This is a genomic window from Nostoc sp. (genome assembly GCF_036917935.1).
Lineage (GTDB): Bacteria > Cyanobacteriota > Cyanobacteriia > Cyanobacteriales > Nostocaceae > Nostoc.
This window is the reverse complement of the sequence record NZ_JBALEL010000051.1, coordinates 147,897-171,699: the sequence shown is the minus strand read 5'-3', so window position 1 is coordinate 171,699 and position 23,803 is coordinate 147,897. Positions and strand designations below refer to the sequence as shown.

General features: G+C 40.7%; 18 protein-coding genes. All 18 read left to right on the top strand.

Annotated elements, in window-relative coordinates:
- Positions 1-14: 14 nt before the first annotated feature.
- The 18 genes from V7K62_RS21470 to V7K62_RS21385 all read left to right on the top strand — a co-directional run bounded on the left by V7K62_RS21470 (position 15) and on the right by V7K62_RS21385 (position 23,794).
- Complete coding sequence (locus tag V7K62_RS21470; RefSeq protein WP_334867597.1) at positions 15-2,177, top strand: Rieske 2Fe-2S domain-containing protein; 2,163 nt, start codon at positions 15-17, stop codon at positions 2,175-2,177.
- A 266-nt stretch (positions 2,178-2,443) separates the two neighbouring features.
- A complete protein-coding gene (gene fni / locus V7K62_RS21465; protein WP_334867595.1) occupies positions 2,444-3,499 on the top strand; it encodes a type 2 isopentenyl-diphosphate Delta-isomerase in 1,056 nt (351 codons plus the stop codon).
- Positions 3,500-4,423 carry a DMT family transporter gene (locus V7K62_RS21460; protein WP_334867593.1) on the top strand — a complete coding sequence of 308 codons (924 nt, stop codon included), beginning with the start codon at positions 3,500-3,502 and terminating at the stop codon, positions 4,421-4,423.
- A 51-nt stretch (positions 4,424-4,474) separates the two neighbouring features.
- The gene (locus V7K62_RS21455) at positions 4,475-5,083 is read left to right on the top strand and encodes a LysR family transcriptional regulator (RefSeq protein WP_334867591.1); all 609 of its coding nucleotides are present in this window, start codon (positions 4,475-4,477) and stop codon (positions 5,081-5,083) included.
- Positions 5,076-5,783, top strand: a complete 708-nt coding sequence (locus V7K62_RS21450) for a cupin domain-containing protein (protein WP_334867589.1) — start codon at positions 5,076-5,078, stop codon at positions 5,781-5,783. The genes V7K62_RS21455 and V7K62_RS21450 overlap by 8 nt, the downstream gene beginning before the upstream one ends.
- Positions 5,784-5,796: 13 nt before the next feature.
- Positions 5,797-6,591, top strand: a complete 795-nt coding sequence (locus V7K62_RS21445) for an SDR family oxidoreductase (RefSeq protein WP_334867587.1) — start codon at positions 5,797-5,799, stop codon at positions 6,589-6,591.
- 57 nt (positions 6,592-6,648) lie between these two features.
- Complete coding sequence (locus tag V7K62_RS21440) at positions 6,649-11,550, top strand: amino acid adenylation domain-containing protein (protein WP_334867585.1); 4,902 nt, start codon at positions 6,649-6,651, stop codon at positions 11,548-11,550.
- 96 nt (positions 11,551-11,646) lie between these two features.
- Complete coding sequence (locus tag V7K62_RS21435) at positions 11,647-12,423, top strand: SDR family NAD(P)-dependent oxidoreductase (RefSeq protein WP_334867583.1); 777 nt, start codon at positions 11,647-11,649, stop codon at positions 12,421-12,423.
- Between the two features lie 32 nt (positions 12,424-12,455).
- Positions 12,456-14,243 (top strand): ABC transporter substrate-binding protein, encoded by a 1,788-nt coding sequence (locus V7K62_RS21430; protein WP_334867581.1) that lies wholly within the window; start codon positions 12,456-12,458, stop codon positions 14,241-14,243.
- Positions 14,244-14,402: 159 nt separating this feature from the next.
- Entirely contained in the window at positions 14,403-15,365 is a 963-nt protein-coding gene (locus tag V7K62_RS21425) for an isopenicillin N synthase family dioxygenase (protein ID WP_334867579.1), read from the top strand.
- Positions 15,366-15,404: 39 nt separating this feature from the next.
- The gene (locus tag V7K62_RS21420; RefSeq protein WP_334867577.1) at positions 15,405-16,394 is read left to right on the top strand and encodes an isopenicillin N synthase family dioxygenase; all 990 of its coding nucleotides are present in this window, start codon (positions 15,405-15,407) and stop codon (positions 16,392-16,394) included.
- Between the two features lie 65 nt (positions 16,395-16,459).
- Positions 16,460-17,575 carry a hypothetical protein gene (locus tag V7K62_RS21415; RefSeq protein WP_334867575.1) on the top strand — a complete coding sequence of 372 codons (1,116 nt, stop codon included), beginning with the start codon at positions 16,460-16,462 and terminating at the stop codon, positions 17,573-17,575.
- An 89-nt stretch (positions 17,576-17,664) separates the two neighbouring features.
- Positions 17,665-19,272 (top strand): MBOAT family O-acyltransferase, encoded by a 1,608-nt coding sequence (locus V7K62_RS21410; RefSeq protein WP_334867573.1) that lies wholly within the window; start codon positions 17,665-17,667, stop codon positions 19,270-19,272.
- Positions 19,273-19,302: 30 nt separating this feature from the next.
- Entirely contained in the window at positions 19,303-20,019 is a 717-nt protein-coding gene (locus V7K62_RS21405) for a class I SAM-dependent methyltransferase (RefSeq protein ID WP_334867571.1), read from the top strand.
- 62 nt (positions 20,020-20,081) lie between these two features.
- Positions 20,082-21,920, top strand: coding sequence for a carbamoyltransferase family protein (locus V7K62_RS21400; protein ID WP_334867569.1), 1,839 nt, complete (start codon positions 20,082-20,084; stop codon positions 21,918-21,920).
- Positions 21,921-21,925: 5 nt separating this feature from the next.
- Positions 21,926-22,333 (top strand): SxtJ family membrane protein, encoded by a 408-nt coding sequence (locus tag V7K62_RS21395; RefSeq protein ID WP_334867567.1) that lies wholly within the window; start codon positions 21,926-21,928, stop codon positions 22,331-22,333.
- The gene (locus tag V7K62_RS21390; protein WP_096564133.1) at positions 22,333-22,497 is read left to right on the top strand and encodes a DUF5989 family protein; all 165 of its coding nucleotides are present in this window, start codon (positions 22,333-22,335) and stop codon (positions 22,495-22,497) included. Before V7K62_RS21395 ends, V7K62_RS21390 begins: the two co-directional genes overlap by 1 nt.
- A gap of 10 nt (positions 22,498-22,507) precedes the next feature.
- A complete protein-coding gene (locus V7K62_RS21385) occupies positions 22,508-23,794 on the top strand; it encodes an SGNH/GDSL hydrolase family protein (protein ID WP_334867565.1) in 1,287 nt (428 codons plus the stop codon).
- Positions 23,795-23,803 lie beyond the last annotated feature (9 nt).

Genomic DNA, 23,803 nt, shown 5'->3' with positions numbered 1-23,803 from the left:
TAGGAAAAATTGAAATGACTTTAATAAAAGAAAAGGAACTATGTAAACTTTTTGTTGAAGTAGGACGACAGCAATACTTCCTTGCTGCTACAGGTACTAACTTTGCTAAAAAGGATGAAGTAGCATGGAATAATTTTGTCAGTATTTTATTGTCAGCAAAGGGCGACCATGCTGTTGAAACAGCTTATAAATATCTTGTAAATGCAGTTTTGGAATATAATAAACGTAATAATACAGAAGTCAATATCAAAACTGTTTATAATTATTTTGCCGCTAAAATTATTCGTTCAATCTTTGTTGAACCATCGGAACTAGAGAAGAACTGGTATTTCATTTGTCGCGCGGCAGAAATTCCCCAGGCTGGAGATTTTGTTACTGTTCAAATTTTTCAGGAACCTTTGGTAGCTGTGCGCCAAGCAGACGGAACGGTTCGCGTTTTTCTCAATGTCTGCACTCATCGCCAAGCACCAGTGTTTCAAGGTCACGGTTGTGTAGGCGTAGATAAACCGACTCTTTGCCCTTATCATGGATGGGCTTATAGCATAGGTGGTGATTGCAAGAATGCACCAGGGGCAAATAGAGGCGAGTTTGGTGCTGATTTTAACCTGGAAAATTACAGTTTGCAGCAGTTTGAGGTCAAGATTGATGAGAATCAAGGGGTTTTTGCCAAGCTCTCAGAAAATAATCAACATCAGCTAGAATCACAACTTGAAAACCAGCAAAATATCGGGGTAGAAATTACCAATCTACTTAATTCTGTGAGTCCAGGCTATGCAGAGGGGGAAACCGCCACACTTCCAGAACAAATCCGCCTTTGGTTGAGAATTGGTTATTTAGAAGAAAATATAAAACAACTCATTGTAGAGATTACCTCAGAAGGAAGAAGCGATAGTTGCCAATTAATATTGCAATCATTGATTGCGGAACTCAAACACGTTATCCTGACTGTTGATAGTGATGGGTCAACCCCACAACTGGATGAAGTGCTGCAACGAGTCTACAGCAGTGACGAGCAAGGGCAGTTGATTGAAAAGTCTATTGAGTATCCTAAAATTGATACTGATGGCATAGAATATTCCGAATCATCTGAAAGAAGACAAGCACTGCCAATCTGGATTTATGGCGATGCAGCATTGTTTGCTCTCGAAGTTGAGCATTTAATTAAACCAACCTGGCAATTTGTTTGCCATATCAATGAAGTTCCGCAACCGGGTAACTTCACTTGGCTGGATATTGTCGGTGAACGAGCCTACGTCATTCGCACTGCTAGCGGTGAATTGTTCGCTGGCAAACTTCAGGATGTTACACAACGAGGGAATTATCCGAAATTTGGTTTACCAAACTACGGTTTAGAACCGATTGATATTGACAGTTTTTATGGATTTATTTTCATTCGCTTTACTTGGGAAGGTTCAAGATTAGCTGATACTTGGTATTTACCTGGATTATTGGAACCATACCAACTTGAAGATATGCAACCCATTGGTGGAGTCGGTCGGTATGACATTAGTGTGGAGGTAGATTACAAACTGCTGTGGGAAAATTTCTTAGAAGATTACCACTTTCCCATGATGCACAAAGGTTTAACCCGTCGGTTTGGAGTTTCGAGTGATTGTGAAGGCATCAACGGCATGATTATTCCCATGCGCGATCCGGCTTCACCCAGCTTAACCCCAATCGAGCGACAATATTATGATTGCGCCAAAGCGATCGCTCGACATTCTTGGGAGCGTGAACAAGAATTACAAGATTTTGCTGCTGAAAACGATTCTTTGCCCGAAACGCTGTGTTACTCAGCTTTCTGCTCAATGTCAGCGCAAGAAGAAATCCCAATGCCTTTTTCTTTGAGCGTATTTCCCGAACACGTCCAAACTTTTTCGTTAGTTCCCGCAGGGCCAAGAGAGTGCCGTTTTCATGTTCGCAGTTACGGACATACCCTCAACCCAGATGACACCAACAGTAAAACCATTGAAGAAGCGCGAAGAGTGAATATCCAACTTCTTTTGGAATCGTTACACGAAGATATTCGCGTTAACTACATCTGTCAAGATAGCGTTTCATCGCGGCTGTTCGACAAAATCGGAGTCTTTAGTATTGCCGAGTTTGATGTTGCTAAATTTCAGGAGGCTATTTACACAAAACTACCAATAACCCGTCGTCAACGAAAACCATTATGACCAAAAACTAAAAGGATACAAGCCCGAATGGCACTAAGATAAGCCCAAAGCCTTGTGTTGCCTCGTTCCCAGCCTCCAGGCTGGAATGTATTCCAAGAGGCTCTGCCTCTCGTCAAGAAAGAGGAGGCGGCAGCCCTCCCAGGATGGGTTCCCAGCCTTCAGGCTAGGAACCAGTCAGGGCAAGGGTTATATCTTAACTTAGTGCCATTCGATATAAGCCCCATTATTTATGGGAATCATTAATTTTGAATTCGGAGCAAAGCGACGTGACTACCACTGTCCCATCAGTCAATACTGTAACTGAAATTGAGACTCGTAAAGCTGACCATCTACGTGTTTGTTTAGAAGAAGATGTCCAGTTTCAGGACGTAACTACTGGATTTGAGCGCTATCGCTTTACTCATGATTGTCTACCTGAAATCAACCGCAGTGATATCAATCTGCAAACAACCTTTTTAGGCAAAAATCTCGGCGCTCCCCTGCTGATTTCTTCTATGACAGGGGGAACTAAATTAGCGCAGCTAGTCAATACTCGTTTAGCAACTGTTGCTCAACGCTACCGATTAGCAATGGGAGTAGGTTCGCAACGCATTATCATTGAACAACCTCGTTTAGCTCCTACCTTTGCTGTCCGCTCTTTTGCTCCTGACATTCTGTTGTTAGCGAACTTAGGAGCTGTGCAACTAAATTATGGATGTGGGCTTGATGATTGCTTGCGTCTTGTAAATTCCCTGGAAGCGGATGCACTAATTTTGCATCTTAACCCCCTGCAAGAATGCGTGCAATCAAAAGGAGATACAAATTTTCGGGGGCTGTTAAGTAAAATTGCCCAACTTTGTCAGCAACTACCCGTTCCGGTTGTTGTCAAAGAAGTAGGAAATGGAATTTCTGGAGCGATCGCCCAAAAGTTAATCGATGCGGGAGTTGCAGCCATTGATGTCGCTGGAGCAGGTGGAACTTCCTGGGCAAAAGTAGAAAGCCAACGCGCCGCACACAACAAGCAGCGCCGTTTGGGACAAACTTTTGCTGATTGGGGTTTACCAACCGCAGAGTGTCTTAACTCCATTCGAGTCATCGCGCCGACAATTCCCTTGATTGCTTCTGGTGGGTTACTTAACGGATTGGATGTCGCCAAAGCGATCGCTTTAGGAGCCGATATAGGAGGTTTAGCCCGACCTTTTTTAGAAGCAGCCGTCAAATCAGAAGCTGCCGTTGATGAGTTAGTCGAAGTTCTGATTGCTGAACTCGAAACAGCTTTATTTTGTACTGGAAATGCCACCTTAGCAGAACTAAGAAGTTCTGGGGCATTGCAACGGATCTAAATGAGTAGCAAACATAACATGAAACTAGATGACTGCAATCAACCCACGCCAAACGCCCTCCACATTCGGGGCATAATTGCGATCGCGATCGTCAGTCTAATATGGGCGACAACCTTCCCACTGACTAAAGATGCAGTCACTAGCTTTTCGCCATCTGTACTTACCGCCAGCCGTTTCACCGTTGCAGCCGCGATATTTACCCCATATTTGCGCTCATTAAACGCTCAGATATTACGCGATGGCACAGTTTTAGGACTTCTCCTCTTTGCTTGTTTTGCCTTCCAAGCGATCGGGCTAGAAACTGCCAATGCCAACCGGGGAGGCTTCATTTTCAGCCTTAATGCGATCATCATACCTCTCTTGGCAGCGTTATTCGGTCAGCCCTTGTTTCTTAAAACTATACTCGCTGCTGGAGTTGCTCTTACAGGCATCGGTATTATGTGCTGGGAAAATGGCTCTTTAGGCATAGGTGATTTGTTGTTGTTTGCTGAAACCTTCATTTACGGAGTTTATATGTTGGTACTTCAGGAAACTGCACAACGCCACTCAACCCTATCCCTGACTGCCATCCAACTATGGATTGTAGCAGTATTAAGTGCAGTCTGGGCAGCGCCAGAGATGGTTGGGCAATTTGAGACTTTAAGGAATAACTATGTTATTATCCTCTACCTCGGTCTGGTAGGGACTGCTGGTACTATCTGGTTAGAAACAATAGGCCAGCAATGGATTTCAGCAACTGAAGCTGCGCTATTGTGTACCATCGATCCGGTACTCACATCCGTTTTTTCTTTTTGGCTACTCGGTGAAAAGTTTGGAGTCCGCGGTTTTATTGGCACAGTTCTGGTACTAATTGCATTGATTTTGAGTCAAATTAAGTCTGAGTATATAGATAAAAAATTAATATTTGGCACAGAAGATATTTAAAAATTAGTAATTTTAACTTTCTTTTTTATCCTATCCGACTTTGTTAAAACTATGCTAAAGTTTTCGATTGAATTTAGACCTCCTATTCCTGCTGCAAAAAATTTGATTATAGGCACATTAGGGCCTAGTGGTACTAGTAGTGACTATGCTTCTAGCTATATAGTCAAACAATTAGAGTCAGAAGAAGTGACTGGAAAAATTCAGTTATTTGATGGCTTTCCAGATGTCAAAGAAGCTTTGCTGCAAGACAAGATTGATCTAGCTCTAGTTCCTCATGCTTACCAAATGATTAATGAGTTTTATATGGAGCCAAGTTTTGATTTAGGTTTCATTTTTATCTATCCAACTCCAGTTTATGGATTGGCTAAGAAAAAAAATACAGAGGTAGTTTTTAAAGGAGCGAGACTTGTTACTCATCCCGCACCCTTACCTTTGTTGTCGAGACTCTTACCAGACTCCCAAGACCTATCAGAAATTCAGGTTGATTTGTCTCCTTCTACTAGCGATGCAGCAATTCAAGTTCAACAGGGTTTAGCTACTCTGGCTATTACTAATAAAAATGCTGTTGACGCTTATGATTTGGAGTTTATTTCTACTTATGGGAAAATTCCTATGAGCTGGTCAATTTTTTATAAAAAATTAGCAGAAAGTCATGTCTAGATTTTTTCCAAATCCCAAAACTACAAAAATTAATTCAGATGTAGAATTAATAGCTTATGAATGTCAAGATACGCTCGTTCAATTAGTATATCTTGCTCCTGGAGCTACTTTTGCACTACACGAACATCTAGAAAGTCAGATGGGGATGATAATTTCTGGTCGTTTAGAAATGAACGTCAACGGAACCAAAGAAATTATTGAACCAATGCAACAAGCTTACATTGCCAATGCTTATGTTCCTCACGGTTCTGTAAATATTTTTCCAGAAACAGCAATAGTATTCGATGTAAAACGAATCATAACTTCCTTACCATCAGAAAAAACTGACGAAGTGTTTCTCAAGGTATCGCCTAAAAAAGATGAAATTACTGGTTTCTCATGCCAATCTATTGTTGCTTCTTGGTTTGAGATTGTGATTATCGAAATTCCGCCAAGAGGAATTATCCCAATGCAACAATCTGCTAGCGAACAAATGGGAATAATCCTGAATGGTCAGTTGATGATGTCTGTGGAAGATGAACAGCAGGAACTAGAATATGGTAGTATTTATTATGCTCCATCTGATGTCTTTTATGGAGGATATAATTCCTCTGATGAAGCAGTTTCTTTGGTTGAAATTTTGATTCCACCTCGCTCTCATTTATCTTACCAAAAAGCTTCTTTTAATGAAATAACTGCGCGATCGCTCACTGCTTCCTAAAGGAATATTCATCATGGATTTAGGATTAACACAGAAAGTAGCTTTAGTGACAGGAGCAAGTGCTGGCATTGGTTATAGCGTTGCCCAAAAGCTGGCAGCAGAAGGTTGTCAGTTAATAATTTGTGGGAGAAATTCTGAGCGTTTAGAACAAGCTTATCAAAGTTTGGTTAGTTCCCAAGCAAAAGTTATCCCCATTCTTGCTGATGTTCAAAACCCAAGTGATTCTCAAAAATTAGTACAAGAAGCTCTCACCCAATTTGGCAAAATTGATATCTTGGTCAATAATTCTCAGGGGGCTACATTTTCTAATGAAGCAGTAGAAAATCTATCTGATGAAGATTGGTTAACTGTCTTTGAAGGCAAGTTAATGGGCTATATTCGCATGACGAATCTGGTACTACCGACAATGAAAAATCAGCAATGGGGGCGCATTATCAATATTGTTGGGACATCAGGAAAAGAACCTTCTAGTCGTCTTGTTAAATCGGGAGTAGGCAATGCTGCATTAATCAACTTTACTAAAACTGTTGCCACAGAAGTTGCTAAGTGGAATGTTTTAGTTAACTGCGTCAATCCTGGTCTGATTGATACTCCAAGGCATAGAGAATATTTAGAAGTATTCGCCCAAAAGGAAGACCGAAATATTGAGGCGATTATAGAAGGAATAGATAACACCATTCCTATCGGTCGTCGCGGTCTTTCTAGTGAAGTTGCCAATTTAGTAGCTTTTTTAAGTTCAGAATGCGCTAGTTATATAACAGGTGTAACTATTCCAGTAGATGGCGGTTTGTCTACGGCAGCTTTTTAAGTAATTTAGCGAAATTGCATTTTTCTGTCTGTGGTTAATTTTAAAAAAAATATAACAATGATAGCTATACAAAATCAAAATAAAGCTAAAGATATTGAAGCCATCTACCCCCTTTCGCCAATGCAGCAGGGGATGTTATTTCATACCCTCTATCAGCCAGAATCAAGAATATACTTTGAGCAGTTTCGCTTTACTCTTTATGGCGATTTAAACAAGAGTGCGTTTGAACAAGCTTGGCAACAAGTGGTACAGAGACACTCAGCTTTACGGACACTTTTTGTTTGGAAGAACCGCAAACAGCCAGTTCAAGTAGTACGTAAACAAGTTAATTTACCTTGGATTAACAAAGACTTGCGTTTGCTCTCAACTGAGGAACAGCAAACACAAATTATTTCTTTCTTAGACACAGATAAAGAGCAAAGTTTTGAACTTGACAAAGCTCCCTTGATGCGGTTTATTTTATTTCGGTTAGCAGACGAGACTTATCATTTTATTTGGAGCTTTCATCATATATTGCTTGATGGGTGGAGCTGGCCGATTCTCTTTAAAGAAATCTTTGCTTTTTACGATTCTATAAATAACAATCAACAATTATATTTAACTCCAACTCGCTCTTACCGAGACTACATTAATTGGTTGCAGCAGCAAGACTTATCTAGTGCTGAGGAATTTTGGCGGCGAACTCTTGAGGGTTTTACTGCTTCTACGCCTTTGGTTGTGGAACAAGCAGTAGGGCAGATTGCTCACCAGCAAACCAGTTATATTCGACACCAACATCTATCAGCCGAAGCAACTGCTACCTTAAAATCTTTTGCTCAACAACATCACCTCACCGTTTCTACCTTAGTTCAGGCAGCTTGGGCGTTGTTACTTAGTCGCTACAGTGGTGAGTCTGATGTGGTGTTTGGGGCTACAGTGTCCGGTCGTCCTCATAACTTATCTGGTGTAGAGTCGATAGTGGGGTTGTTTATTAATACCCTCCCTGTACGGATAAAAATCCCTGAAACAGTTGATTTATTGCCTTGGCTAGTGCAATTGCAACAAGAGCATATACAACGAGAGCAGTATTCATACACCTCACTGGTAGATATTCAAGGTGTGAGTGAGATTCCGAGGAATCAACCTTTGTTTGAAAGCATTGTGGTGTTTGAAAATTACCCTGTCAACGCAACACTGCAAGCGCTTCCAGGAAATTTGAGAATAGGCGATCGCCAAGCCCTGGGAGAAACGAATTATCCTTTAACGCTGGTGGCTATTCCCGGTGATGAACTGGTAATCAAAATCAACTACGATCGCGATGCCTTTGATGCAGATACCATTGACCGAATGATTGGTCATTTGCTCATGCTGTTACAGGGTATTACTACTAATTCTCATCGCAGTGTAGGCGAACTTCCGCTACTTACACAAGCAGAACAAGATTTACAGTTAGTCGAATGGAATGCTACTCAAGCCGCTAATCCCATCCATGATTGCATCCATCAATTATTTCAGCAACACGTTGAAAAAACACCCGAATCTGTGGCGGTGGTGTATGAGAATCAACAATTGACCTACCGACAGTTAAATCAACGTGCCAATAAATTAGCTCATCATCTGCAAAGCTTGGGTATCAAACCAGATGCACCTGTGGGGATTTGTCTGGAACGTTCTTTAGAAGCAGCAGTTGCTATATTAGCAACCCTGAAAGCTGGCGGTGCTTGCGTTCCCCTTGACCCCACCTATCCCCCGGAGCGTTTAGCATTTATGCTAGCGGATACTGGTGCAAGCATTGTCTTAACTCAAGCTAGTTTAAAGCTATTACTGGAGAAGGATTTCCACCACCATCTAATTTTGGTGGATGAGAGATGGGATGCGATCGCCAAAGAATCTGATATCAATCTTCAGACAGATACAGAAGCAGATAATTTAGCGTATGTAATTTATACTTCTGGGTCTACAGGAACTCCTAAAGGTACGCTTGTCCCTCATAGATCGCTCACCAATTTAATCGAACATCATCAAGCGAAGATGACAACAGGCGTGGGTGTTCTTCAGTTTGCTTCCCTCAGCTTTGATGTCAGCTATCACGAAATTTTTGCTGCATGGGGTTTGGGTGGCACCTTGTATATGATTCCCGAAGGCGATCGCAAAGATTTAGATAAATTAATTCAGTTACTTGCATTTGAACCAATTGCTAAAGTATTTCTTCCTGTTACCATCTGGCAACAATTAGCAGAAATATACGGAGACGAAGAACATCTATTTCAGAACATTAGAGAAGCGATCGCCTGTGGCGAACAACTCCAGATTACTCAACCAATGATTAAGCTGTTTCAACGTTTGGAGAATTGTAGACTCTATAATTTCTATGGGCCCACAGAAGCCGATTTAGTTACAGCTTATACCTTTAGTAACCAGCCAGAAGAATGGCCAATTTATCCACCAATTGGGAAGTCTGCCGTCAACGTCCAAGTTTATCTATTAGACCGCAATCTCCAGCCCGTGCCAATTGGTGTTCCTGGGGAACTCTACGTTAGTGGTGATGGTTTGGCTCGTGGCTACCTCAACCGCCCAGATTTGACAAACCAAAAATTTGTCCCAAATCCGTTTTACAATTCAAAATTCAAAATTCAAAATTCAAAATTATATAAGACTGGAGATTTGGCACGTTACCTCAGCGATGGCAACATTGAATTTTTAGGACGCATCGACGATTTAGTAAAAGTTCGGGGCTTTCGGGTTGAACTTGGTGAAGTTGAAGCAGTCTTGAGCAAACATCCCCTAATTAACCAAGCAGTGGCTAAGGTGTTTGGGCAAAGTGCTAGGGAAAAATATTTAGTCGCTTACTTTGTACCAATTCAAGGACAGACTCTCACCCTCGAACAGTTGCGTAATTTTATTCAAGACCAGTTGCCAGACTACATGATTCCATCGGCTTTTGTACAGATGGAATCGTTTCCCCTGACTTTCAACGGTAAAGTCAACCGTCGCATTTTACCAGAACCGACGACCAGCAGACCAGAATTAGCTCAAACTTTTGTTGCACCGCGCACACCAACCGAAGAAATTTTGGCAGGTATCTGGAGGGATGTTTTAGGGTTAGAACAAGTTGGAATTTACGACAACTTCTTTAATTTGGGAGGACATTCTTTACTTGCTACTCAGGTTATCTCTTTGATACGCAAAGCATTTAAGGTAGAATTGCCTCTGCGAAGTTTATTTGAATCTCCAGCGATCGCAACATTAGCTAGAACAGTTGAGACAGCAACTAAGCAAGAACTTGCGCCAGATATTATACCATTTAAAGTCGGGCGATCGTGTGACGGAGTACTGCCAATCTCCTTAACTCAGCTAGAGTTTTGGTTTTTCGAGCAATTCTATCCCGGCAATCCTGTTTACAACCTGCCGCTAGTTTATCGCGTGACAGGTTCGCTGGATGTGAAAGCGTTAGAGCAGAGTTTAAGAGAAATTGTACGACGACATGAAACCTTCCGAAGTACCTTTAAGGTGGAAAACGGACAAGTAGTTTATACAATTTCCCCTGAACCTGTATTTGACTTCGCAGTAGTAGACTCACAAAACATCCCTGAAACAGAAGCGAAACGACAAGCTGAGAAGGAGATTAAACAGCCTTTTGATTTGGCGCGGGGGCCGTTATTACGGAGTAAACTTTGGCGTTTGAGTGAAACTGAGCATTTGCTTGTAGTCACAACGCACCATATTGTCGCCGATGGTTGGTCTTTTAGCGTGTTGACTCAAGAAATGGCAACCCTTTACGAAGCTTTTTCTCAGAGTAAGCGATTCTCCCTGAACGAGTTACCCATCCAATATGCAGACTTTGCTCATTGGCAACGGCAATTGTTACAAGGGCAAGTTTTAGAATCACAGATGCAATTCTGGAAACAACATCTAGGTGTTACCCCTCCAGTATTGCAGCTACCTACAGACTATCCACGTCCACCAGTGCGAACCTTCACAGGTGCGCGTCAAACTTTGGTAATTTCTAAAGACTTAACCAAAGCACTCAAAGCATTGAGTCAGCAGGAAGGCGCAACCCTATTTATGACCTTGTTAGCAGCACTCAAGATATTACTTTTCGGCTACACAGGGCAACCAGACATCATTGTTAGCAGCACTGTTGCTAATCGTACCCGTCCCGAAACAGAAGGACTCATTGGTTTCTTTGTCCACTTACTGCCATTCTGCACCAACCTAGAAGGCAATCCCACCTTCCGGGAACTATTGCGGCGGGTGCGAGAAGTGGCTTTAGGAGTGTATGCACATCAGGAAATGCCTTTCATCAAACTACTAGAAGAACTGCAACCAGTTCGAGACTCTAGTTACACACTGTTAGCTCAGGTGATGTTTGTTTTCCAAAACACTCCAGAAGATGATTTAAAACTAGCAAATTTGACTTTAAAGGAGGAATTTATTGCCACAGATACCAAAGACACAGCCGAATTTGATTTAAATTTGACGCTCCAAGAAACAACAGAGGGAATTGAAGGCGCTTTAGTCTACAGAACCGATTTGTTTACACCTGCTAGCATCGCCAGAATGGTAACAGTCTTTCAAAATTTACTTGAATATCTAGTTACTAATCCTGAGCAACGTCTTAGTGAACTTCCCTTTTTAAATGAAGGGGAAAATTTACCAATTCCAAATAACAAATTACCAATAGCGAATAACTTTCAGAATGAATTTACTGAACCCAGTAACTCTATTGAAGAAACCATATTAGCTATTTGGCAAGAAGTTTTAGGGTTAGAACATATCAGTACACAAGATAACTTCTTTGACCTTGGAGGACATTCTGCACTAGTTCTACAACTTACATACAAATTACAGAAAGCTTGGCAAATAGAGCTACCCTTAGTTTCCCTATTTGAAAAATCTACCATTGTCCAGCAGGCAGAAACTATCCAAAATTTAATAAAACGAACCGCCCAGACACAGAGAAAAGGAGTAACTACATAACCCAACAGAATATCGATAATTAATCCTCTCTCAATCTCTTTCCTCAGTGTCCTCTGTGGTTCGTTTTATTCCATTTCAACACTCCAACAAAAAACCGTGAAACCCTCCCTTTTTGACCTAACAGGAAAAGTCGCCATTATCACTGGATCTGCACGAGGTATCGGCAAATCCATAGCTCAAGGATTAGCAGCTGTAGGCACAAAGGTTGTAGTTGCTGATATTAAAGGAACCGAAGCAGAAAAAACCGCACAAATAATTCAGGAGGCTGGAGGCGAAGCGATCGCAATTCCTACCGATGTCAGAAATCGCCAAGATTGTTTACACCTAATTGAGCAAACCGTAGCCTACTATCACAGGCTTGACATTATGGTGTGTAATGCCGGCATTGACATCATCAAATCGGCGGCTGAATTAGAAGAATTAGAGTGGGATAACATCATTAACGTCAATCTCAAAGGATATTTTCACTGCGCTCAACTGGCGGCTCGACAAATGATCGAACAAGGGACAGGCGGCTCAATTATTATGAATTCTTCTATCGGCGGTGTAGTGGGAATCAGTGGTTCGGCGGCTTATACAGCATCGAAAGGAGGGGTAAATTTACTGGTGCGATCGCTAGCACTGGAATGGGCAAATCACCAGATTCGCGTCAATGCTTTTGCTCCTGGCTATATCGATAACATTATGGAAGGTACTGAAACATTTCGGCGATCGCCACAGGAAGATCAGCAACATCTGAGTGCTGTGATTCCCATGCAGCGACGCGGAAAACCAGAGGAACTCATCGGCCCAGTGATATTTCTCGCGTCTGAGGCAGCTTCTTATGTGACGGGGGCAATTTTGATGGTAGATGGGGGATACAGCGCCATGTAGGGTAGGTAAAAGAAGTTTCTGAGAGTACAACTATGCGAAAATTGATCGCACTTACTACTATTTGCCGTCGGCGATTGCCAGCTATCATCGGATTTATCCTGGCGATTGTCCTAGTTAGTTGCGTCCAAACTAACTTGCTTCGCAAAACAGTAACCGGATCTCAAATCATCGTTAGTAGTTCTGCCGAACCCAACACCTTTAATCCTCAGTTGATGGAACAGGGAGTAGGAATTTTGACTTTCCTCTACGAAGGACTAATTCGTGAAAATGATCGAGGAGAAATTAAACCAGCGTTAGCGCGATCGTGGGAGATTTCTGAAGACCAAAAGCGAATTATTTTTAAATTAAGGAAAGGACTGAAATGGTCAGATGGTAAACCACTAACTGCTGATGATGTGGTGTTTACTTATAAAGATATTTATACGAATCCTGCCATTCCTTCCTATGCCAAAGATTTTTTACAAATAGGTAAAACACGCAGTTTTCCTACAGTGGAAAAATTGGATAATTTGAGTGTTGAATTTACTCTTCCAGAACCTTTTGCGCCCTTTATTCGCACAACAAAACTAGAAATTTTACCTGCTCACATTCTGCGATCCAGCATCACCACAAAAGACTCCGCAGGTAGACCGCTATTTCTCTCAATTTGGGGTACAGATACTCCACCGAACCAAATTATTAGCAACGGTGCTTACAAATTAGAATCTTACATTCCAAGTGAGCGGATAACCTTTCGCAAAAATCCCTATTACTGGCGTAAAGATACTCAAAGTCATCTTCAACCCTATATCGATCGTATTGTTATAAATACGGTGAGTAATAGTGATACAGCGTTAATTCAATTTCGTTCTGGAGGACTTGATTTTATTGACGTAAATCCTAACTATTTTTCATTATTGAAACGAGAAGAAAAAAGGGGGAAATTCACAATTTATAACGGTGGTTCTCAAACAGGAACCACAGCGATGATGTTTAATTTAAATACAGGGCTTAGAAATGGTCAGCCTTTAGTTAATCCGATTAAATCTCGCTGGTTCAATACAGTAGCATTCCGCCAAGCCGTTGCTTATAGCATCAATCGGCCGCGGATGGTCAACAACCTATTTGCAGGGGTAGGAGCGTTGCAAAATTCGTCCATCGCAGTGCAAAGTCCTTACTATCTCTCTCAGCAAGCAGGTTTACCAGTCTACAACTATAACCAAGAGAAGGCAAAAACATTACTTCTCAAGGCAGGATTTCGATACAACAATCAAGGTGAGTTATTCGATAGCGATGGGAATCGAGTCCGGTTTACGCTCACCGCTAATGTTGGTAATAAGGTGTTGCAGAACATGGCTCCTTTAATTCAAGACGATTTGAGCCAGATAGGAATTCAGGTAGATTTGAATTTGATTGCAGTGGGATTGGTTGTAGACAAGTTAACAAATCGTCTAGATTGGGATTGCCAGATTATGGATGGTTTTCCGATGACAATAGAACCCAACGAAGCAGTAAATATTTGGTCTACTAAAGGAAACTGGCATTTTTTTAATCGCCAACCCCAAGCCGGACAAATACCAATTACTGGACAGCAGGTAGCAGATTGGGAACAAAAGATAGCCGATCTCTACATTCAAGGTGCAGCAGCAAATGAAGTACGCCGACAACAAATTTATGCAGAAACTCAAAGGCTGAGTCAGGAATATTTACCGTTTATTTATCTAGTGAACTCCTTATCGATGGTATCTGTACGAAATCGCATTCACGGCATAAAACACTCTGCTTTACAAGGAACATTTTGGAATGTTTATGAACTGAAAAGTAATCCTATCAATAATTAACAACTTTGGAAAAAATTCTTCAAACCTCTGCGCTACTTTGCGTTTACTTTGCGACCCTCTGCGTTTCAAAACATTACGATTTTACGCAAAGCTGTACTTAGAAAAACAAATTAAATCTAACTTTCAAAATTACAAATTACAAAGAGGAATTTTTAAACGATGAACCCAATCAAAGAACGTGAACCCCAAGTAATTGTTTCCACACAGATTCCTGTGATTGATTTCCATCCATTTATGGTTGGTGATATTGTTGCCAAACAAGCAGTTGCCGATCGCATTTCGTGCGCTATTCAAGAAATTGGATGTTTTTACCTGGAAAATTGTGTACCTCAGACCTTAGTTGATCAAGTATTTGCTCAAGCGCAGAGTTTTTTCGCATTACCACAAGAGGAGAAAAATCAAGTAAAACTTGCTCCAGGAACGAGTCGAGGCTATGTTGCTCGTGGTAAAAAGCGGGTATTACTAGAAGCATTCAATTTTGGTTTAGACGTTACAATCAATGAAGCGGGTGTAACTCCCCAAGGATTTGGTGAACCTAATCGATGGCCTGAAAACCAAAAAGAGTTTCGCCAACTGCTACTAGAATTTTTTACAACTTGTCGTGATGCGTCTTTTAATATTTTACAAGCAATGGCGATCGCTTTAAAACTACCAGAGTCTTACTTTACCGATTTCCATATTGAGCGCAACTTCAACACCTCCATAAATCACTATCCATCTCTACAACAAACTCCCTCCCCCGGAGAGATGCGGTTTGCTGAACATACAGATTACGGCAGCATTACCTTAATATTTCAAGATGAGATAGCAGGGCTAGAAGTTTGCAACGATGCGGGAGAGTGGATTGCAGCCCCCTTCCTCCCTGGCAAAGTGCTGGTCATCCTTGCAGATTTAATGCAACGCTGGACAAACGATAAGTTTCCCGCTACCAAACATCGAGTTCCCCTCCCCTCCAAATTTCCTAGTAATCCCAGGTACTCGATTATCTATTTTGAGTCTCCTGATTACGATGCCGAAATTAGTTGCTTAGAGTCAAACGCAACACCCAACTATCCACCAATTCGCACCCATGAATATATCAATCAAATTGCGACAGGAAGCTATGCATCTGAGAAAAAATAGATTTTTCTATTTTTACTTATAACCCTACTCATTTTAACGATGAATTCAACTAAAGAACTTTCAAAAGAATCTATTATTTCAACACCGATTCCAGTCATTGACTTCGAGATATTCTTAGGAGGTGACACAATTTCTAAAGAATTAATTGCTCATCAAATCGCTAGTGCTTTACAGGAAATAGGATGTTTATACCTAAAAAATCACGATGTTTCAACAACTTTAATAGCTCAAGCATTTGCTCAAGCTAAGAGTTTTTTTGCACTACCGTTAGAAGATAAACAACAGATAGCTTTAACAGAAAAGTGTCACCGGGGATATATCCCTTTGGGGATGTCAAGCATACTCAGCGAACAATTTTACTTTGGTAGAGAAATGAATCCAGAGGAATTGAATAAACTAGATCATCCTTTTCACCAAGCGAACCAATGGCTACAAAATCAGCCAGAGTTTCGAGAAACGATGTTGCAATTTTTCGCAGCTTGTCACACAAGTATGCTGAAAGTTCTTGAAGCTTTAGCCATTGCTTTGAAACTGCCAGAATCCTATTTTGTCGAGTTACATTCTGAACAAAATCATGCTATGGGATTACATCACTATCCTGGTGCATCTGAACCTCCCAAAACCCAAAATATTCGCCTGGGAGAACATACAGATGGAAATACTATCACATACGTATTTCAGCATGAGGTAGAAGGGTTAGAAATTTGTACTAAAACTGGAGAGCGAGTTCCAGTTCCCCTGATTCCTGATACAGTTGTTGTCATGGCAGGAGAAATTTTGCAACGATGGACTAACGATAAAGTTTATGCCACAAAACACCAAGTTGCAATACCATCTGCATCCCAAGACATCCAACCAAGATACTCCTTTGCTTTTTTTGCCTCTCCTAATAATGATGCCGAAATTGCCTGTTCTGAAAGTTGTTTACAGGCAAATGAAACTGCAAAATACCCACCTATTTTAACGAGCGAGTTTTACACTCAAAGAAATAACAACAATACGTCAATTTTAATTAAATCGGAAAATTAAAATTTTTCCTTTCTGCGTCTCTGTGTGAATTAAAAATAACTTATTTACCCTTAATACAACCGAAAATGAATGTACATATTTGGCAAAAAACCATACCAAAACCAGTATTTATGTTTGTTTATAGCATAATTTTTATACTGGCTTTGATTTCGACTGCTGGATTAATTAATACAGTTTTACCCTCTGAGAATACTCCTCAAAATCTTGGTGATATCAGTATTAAATTACAATATTTTGCTAAACACAAAGATGATTATAATGTTATTTTTATGGGGCCTAGTACCACTTATCAAGGAGTTGTTCCTAAAGTATTTAATGAAGTAATGGCAGCACACGGTAAGAGAGTCAAGTCTTTCAACTTTGGAATCATGGCGGCAAATGTAGCTGAAATTGATTTCTATTTGCAAAAAATTTTAGATTTAAAACCAGCAAATTTAAAATGGATATTTTTAGACTGTTTAGTTAACAGTTTCATTGAAAATTCGCCAACTGCATCTAAAAATGTTTACTGGCATACTCCTCTTAAAACTATAGAAAACTTTCATTTAATTGCTGAAAGCAACTATACTTTAAAAAGTAGAATTATTGGTTTTTATGCTAATTTTGTCAGCTTTCTTTATCGATGGCTAGGAATTGGTTATTTCTCTAATTTTTGGCAGCAACAAGGGAATAAATTACAACCCAATGGATTACCAACAGTAGTTTCTAATGATAGATTATTAGAAGAAGCTGGATATTACTCAATGGATTGGATGAAAGATCATGAAAAACAGAAACAGGTTTTTCAATTTAATTACTTGGAAAGTTATAAGAAGAGATTAAAAGAGGCAAAGTCAGGAGTCTTTGAGCAAAAGGATACATCTGGACAACGATTTAATTCTTATGGAATTAAAATGATTAAGCAGATTGTTGCTAGAATCGATAGCTCAGAAAAGGTTAGCAAAAATAAAATTTTCCCTATCTTCTTCATTCCTCCAGTTTTAGAGGATGATGTCGATCATTTTCCTATTATAAAGGCTTACGAATTGGGATATATTCCAACCCTATTTGCTTTTAACGATCCTAATGCTTTTGCTGCTTTATATGGGATTGATAGCCGAGCTGATGGTAGGCATTTAAATCACCAAGGCGCACAGGAATTTACACGCCTTTTAGCAGCAGAGTTTTCTCAGCATCTCTAAGTCATCTCAAAAAAAATATATAATCATTCGCCTATGTCTATAAGTCCAAATTGATTTGGTTAGCAGTTAATTTACCCATTAGATTAAATATGGTTTTTACAGAATTTCGTTTTCTCTTTTTCTTTATTCTTATTTTCTGCGTCTACTGGGCTTTAAATAATCACAATCATCGTAAAACCTGGTTATTAGTCTGTAGTTATATTTTTTATGGTGCTTGGGATTGGCGCTTTCTTTCTTTGCTTTTGCTCTCGACAGTCGTTGATTACTTTGTTGGTTTGATGCTATCTAGACCACAGGTTGATTATTCACCGGCAGTTGCTCATGGGGGAAACCCCCATCGCCCTTGGCGTCTCCCCTTGGGAGAAGACCGCGCTGCCTCAACAGTAGGACAAGAAATTCAAACAAGCGAAGCAGTACAGAAAGAAGAAACTAACAACGGATGGATAAACTTATTTTCTTGGGATGCGCTGTTAAGTAAACCACTCAATCAGCAGCAGCGCCAAGCATGGTTGGTACTCAGTTTAGTTGTAAATCTAGGATTATTAGGATTTTTTAAGTACTATAACTTCTTCGCTGACTCTGCCTCAAACTTATTAGTTTTTCTGGGTCTACCTGTTAGCATTAAAACCCTTGAAATCATTCTTCCCGCAGGCATTAGCTTTTACACTTTTCAAACTCTAAGCTATTCAATTGATGCGTATCTGGGTAAAGTCAAACCTATTAGAAGTTTTTGGGATTTTTCTCTATTTGTAGCTTTTTTCCCTCAATTGGTTGCGGGGCCCATTGTCCGCGCATCTACTTTTTTACCTCAACTGCTAACCCCGAAAAGTTTAAACGAAGTTGATTTTCGGGGATGTTTAACGCTTTTTTTGGTGGGATATTTTAAGAAAGCTTGTATTTCGGATAATCTCTCTCCTTTGGTAGACCAGTATTTTACTAATCCAGAGATTTATACCGCCTTAAGTTGTTGGATTGCTGTGATTTCTTTCGTTATACAAGTATACTGCGACTTTTCTGGCTATTCAGATATGGCGATCGCTTGTGCAGGTTTACTGGGATATAAGCTACCTCTCAACTTTAATTTTCCCTACTTTTCTAGCAATATCACTCAGTTGTGGCAACGTTGGCACATTACCCTCTTCACCTGGCTGCGAGACTATATTTACATCCCTTTGATGAGAAGGCGACCAAAAGCTCAACGCACAGAACTGTTTGGTTACAGAAATATTCTCATTCTCATGCTTGCCTCTGGATTCTGGCATGGTGCTGCTTGGCATTTTGTCGCTTGGGGAGGATTACATGGAATCGCTTTAATTGTTCATAAACAATGGTCATCTTGGATTGCTCCCTACAAGCAATTTCAGACCCTTAGAAATATCGTAGGCATCCCTCTTACTTTTTACTGGTTTTGTGCGTCTGCAACCTTCTTTCGGGTTAGCGATCTCAGCAGTATTATACAAGTGGAGAAATCCTTTTTATTCCTCAATTCTCCTGGCTCTGAAAACCTAAACCTCCAAATTGGATGGATTTTTATACCTTTAATTATCATGCACTGGGCAGGTTATAAAGGTTGGTTCGCAGACTGGTGGCAGAAAATTCCTAAATGGAGTTTTGCCGTTTTTTATGGGGTGTTAGTTTCAACAATACTTCGGTTTGCAGCAATCAGTCCTCAACCCTTTATCTACTTTCAGTTTTAGTTAACTTTAGCAGCTTTCTTCTTAAAAACTATGAGCAAGAATACCATTTTACATCCCATAAAATCTTTCTTTGACTATCTTTCATTTAATTTGCAATATGAATTGATGCTTTTATCGTTTCGGGGTAAAAACAGAAAAGAAGTTTTTAATGATATATATTATCGGAATAGGTGGGGCGATCGCGACTCTATTTCTGGCAGAGGATCTAATCTTCAACAAACTTCGGTCATTATTAAAGAAATACCAGTTTTGTTGGAAAAGCTTAATGTCAAAAGAATGCTCGATGCTCCTTGTGGAGATTTTTATTGGCTAAAAGAAGCAGAATTAAATTTAGATAGATACATTGGATGTGATATTGTTGCCGAATTAGTTACCAAAAATCAACGTCTTTATGGCAATGAGTCCAGAGAATTTATCAATCTTGACTTAGCAGCAGATGCACTCCCTCAAGTTGATTTGATTTTTTGTAGAGATTGTCTAGTACATCTTTCATTTAAAGATGCTCTTGCTGTAATTAAAAACTTTAAAAAAAGCCATTCTAAATATCTTTTAACTACAACTTATCCGGGGATACTTGAAAATAAAGATATTGTTACAGGTGATTGGCGAGCAATCGATTTAAAATTACCTCCGTATAACTTTCCCGATATGCTCGAAATTATTGATGAAAAAACGACTGAAAGAAAAGACTATCCACAAAAAAGTTTGGGTCTATGGAAATTGAACGATATAGGAGATAGGGAGTAGGGAAGAAAGTGTAAAGATGTACTAATTTTTGAAAAAAATAAATAGGAGTTTTATATAAAAAAATGCGTATTCTGGGAATTTCAGCTTATTACCACGATAGTGCCGCCGCCTTAGTTGTGGATGGTGATATTGTTGCCGCAGCTCAAGAGGAGCGTTTTTCTCGCAAAAAACATGATGCGAGATTTCCCAAAGGTGCGATCGCCTATTGTCTCAAACAAGCAGGGATTGGATTATCAGAAGTAGACCAAATCGTTTTCTACGATAAGCCATTGGTCAAATTTGAGCGGCTACTGGAAACTTATCTCGCTTATGCGCCCAAGGGATTAGGTTCCTTTATTGCAGCAATGCCAGTTTGGTTAAAAGAAAAACTTTACCTTAAAACGCTGTTAAAAAAGGAACTGGCAACCCTCGGAGATTGCAAAAAAGTACAATTGCCCCAACTTTTATTTACTGAACATCACCAAGCGCACGCCGCTTCTGCTTTTTTCCCCAGCCCCTTTGAACGGGCGGCGGTGCTGTGCCTCGATGGAGTCGGAGAATGGGCAACTACCTCGGTTTGGTTAGGAGAAGACCATCAACTCACTCCCCAATGGGAAATTGATTTTCCCCATTCTTTAGGGTTGCTTTATTCTGCCTTCACCTACTACACGGGTTTCAAGGTCAACTCTGGGGAATACAAACTCATGGGTTTAGCGCCCTATGGTGAACCCAAATATGTAGACCATATCCTCAACCATCTTTTGGATCTCAAAGAAGATGGGACATTTCGGTTGAATATGGACTACTTCAACTACACCACGGGGTTGACCATGACTACCCCAAAATTTCATCAATTGTTTGGTGGTTCACCACGCCAAAGCGAGGGAAAACTCACCCAGCGAGAAATGGATATAGCTTGTTCTATCCAATACGTTACCGAGGAAGTCGTTTTGCGTTTGGCAAGAACAGTTAAAAAGGAATTGGACACAGACTATCTCTGTTTAGCCGGTGGAGTCGCCCTGAATTGCGTCGCCAATGGACGCATTTTGCGAGAAACAGATTTTCGAGATATTTGGATTCAACCCGCCGCCGGAGACGCAGGGGGAGCAGTTGGGGCAGCATTAGCTATTTGGCATCAATATCATGAAAAGCCGCGCATTCCTCACGATGGGGATGCCATGCGGGGCGGCTATCTAGGCCCTTGCTTTGGGAAAACAGAGATTCAAGACTATCTCCAGTCTGTGAATGCGCCCTACCAATACCTAGAAGATGACAAACTCATGCCTGAACTTGCTGAAATTTTAGAGCAAGGGAATGTTGTGGGTTGGTTCTCTGGCAGGATGGAGTTTGGCCCGCGAGCTTTGGGAGGTCGTTCGATCGTTGGCGATCCTCGTAATCCCAAGATGCAATCGGTGATGAACCTGAAAATTAAATACCGCGAATCCTTCCGTCCCTTTGCCCCTTCTGTCTTAGCAGAACAGGTTTCTAACTACTTTGACCTTGACCGTCCCAGCCCTTATATGCTTTTGGTTGCACCAATCAAAGCCGAGTTGCGGATTCCCATGACAACAGAACAGGAGGAGTTGTTTGGTATTGATAAGTTAAACGTGAAGCGATCGCAAATTCCCGCCATCACTCATGTAGATTATTCGGCGCGGATTCAAACTGTTCATCAACAAACCAATCCTCGGTACTATGAACTGCTGCGACATTTTCAGGCCAAAACCGGCTGTGCAGTTTTGGTAAACACATCATTTAATGTGCGGGGTGAACCAATTGTGTGTACCCCAGAAGATGCCTATCGCTGTTTTATGAGAACGGAGATGGATTACTTGGTATTGGAGAATTTTCTCCTCGCTAAATCTGACCAACCCCAGGTACAGAAAGATGAATCTTGGAAAACAGAATTTGAATTAGATTAACGCCGATGAACGAAATACAACAACTCGATCGGAAAGGACTACGGGATTTTGGACTGCTTGGTGGTGCGATCGCTGCTGGCTTATTCGGTAGTCTATTACCCTTGATACACCATGAGTCTTTACCCATTTTACCTTGGGTAATTGCTAGCATTCTTTGGGTTTGGGCGCTGATTGCCCCCGCCACACTCAATGGTGTCTACCAAATTTGGATGAGGATTGGCCTAGTTTTAGGTTGGATTAATACACGTATAATTCTCAGTGTTATTTTCTATATCTTAATCACGCCAATTGGTCTAATAATGCGGGGCATGTTCCATCATGATGCTATGGCCAGAAAGCTAGATGCTGAGGTAAAAACTTATCGCATTATCAATCAAGTAAAACCTATAAACAAAATGGAGAAACCGTTCTAATGTTTGAAACAACACAAGACTTGCTGAAAGATTTATGGGGATTACTGAAAGAACGCCGCAAATTCTTTCTACTACCACTTATCGTCACACTATTGCTCTTAGGTATCTTGATTGTGTTCGCACAGTCATCTGTGCTTGCGCCCTTTATTTACACACTATTTTGAGGAATGTCAGGTGTTAACATCGTCATTATCATTCAAGCGGTGGGTAGCGGTGACACTGACCTTAGCCTTATTGCTAGGTGGTATTGTCTTGGGGCTGGCGATCGTGGAAATTGGCTTACGCATTGCTGGCGTTGAATACAAGACATTCTATACCTTTGATCGACAGAGAGGTTGGGCAGGACGACCTTATGCGGCTGGGTGGGTGCATGACGAAGGGGAAGCATACATCCAATACAACAGTGAGGGCTTTCACGATCGAGAACATTCCCAAGTTAAACCACAGAATACCATCCGTATAGCCTTGCTAGGAGATTCCTTTACAGAAGCACGCCAAGTACCACAAGCACAAGGAATCGCAGCAGTCATCGAACGTGAACTGAAAAATTGTCCCACCCTAGCAAGTCGTGACGTAGAAGTGATGAACTTTGGAGTAAATGGTTATGGAACCGATCAAGAACTGATCGCTTTGCAAGAAAAAGTCTGGAAATATTCACCTGATTTCGTACTCCTGAATTTTTATCCTGGCAACGATGTGATCAACAACTCCCGCAGTCTCACCGAAAAAATGGTGAGTCAGACTGCTATGGATAATAGCGCCCTCATGAAACCCTATTTTGTTGAGCGAGATGGTGATTGGGTAGTTGATGATTCGTTTGTGAATATGGATATTTATCGCTCACAAAAATCATCGTGGCATCAGGTTTATCTGCAAGTTCAAGACCGTTTACGGATTTTACAGCTTTTAAAACAAGCCAAATATGCTTTACCACTTCCTCATCAAGATAATAAAAAACAAGACCTCCACTTGGGAACCAAATCTGCAACACTGTCTCCCTATACTGACCCTGAATGGCAGAATTTATTAAAGCAAACAGAACAGCTTGTCTATAACACCACAACTGATCCTGAATGGCAACAAGCATGGCAACAAACAGAAGAACTAATTCGCTTAATGCATAATGAAACAATTGCCAAAAAAGCAAGTTTTACTGTGGTGATGCTAACAACTCCGCTTCAAGTTAATCCTGATGCTATCGTGCGTCATCATCAGGAAATATCAGGAGTTACAGATTGGTTTTATCCAGAAAAGCGGATCGCAGCATTAGGAGAACGGGAAGGTTTTACCACCATCAATTTAGGACAATCCTTTCAGGCTTATGCCGAGCAGAATAATGTTTGCTTACATGGGTTTGATAATACTTTTCGCTGCGCCGGACATTGGAATGCTTTGGGACATCAGTTAGCAGGGGAAATTGTTGCTAAAACACTCTGTCAACAATTCGTAATTCGTAATTAATAAGACTTT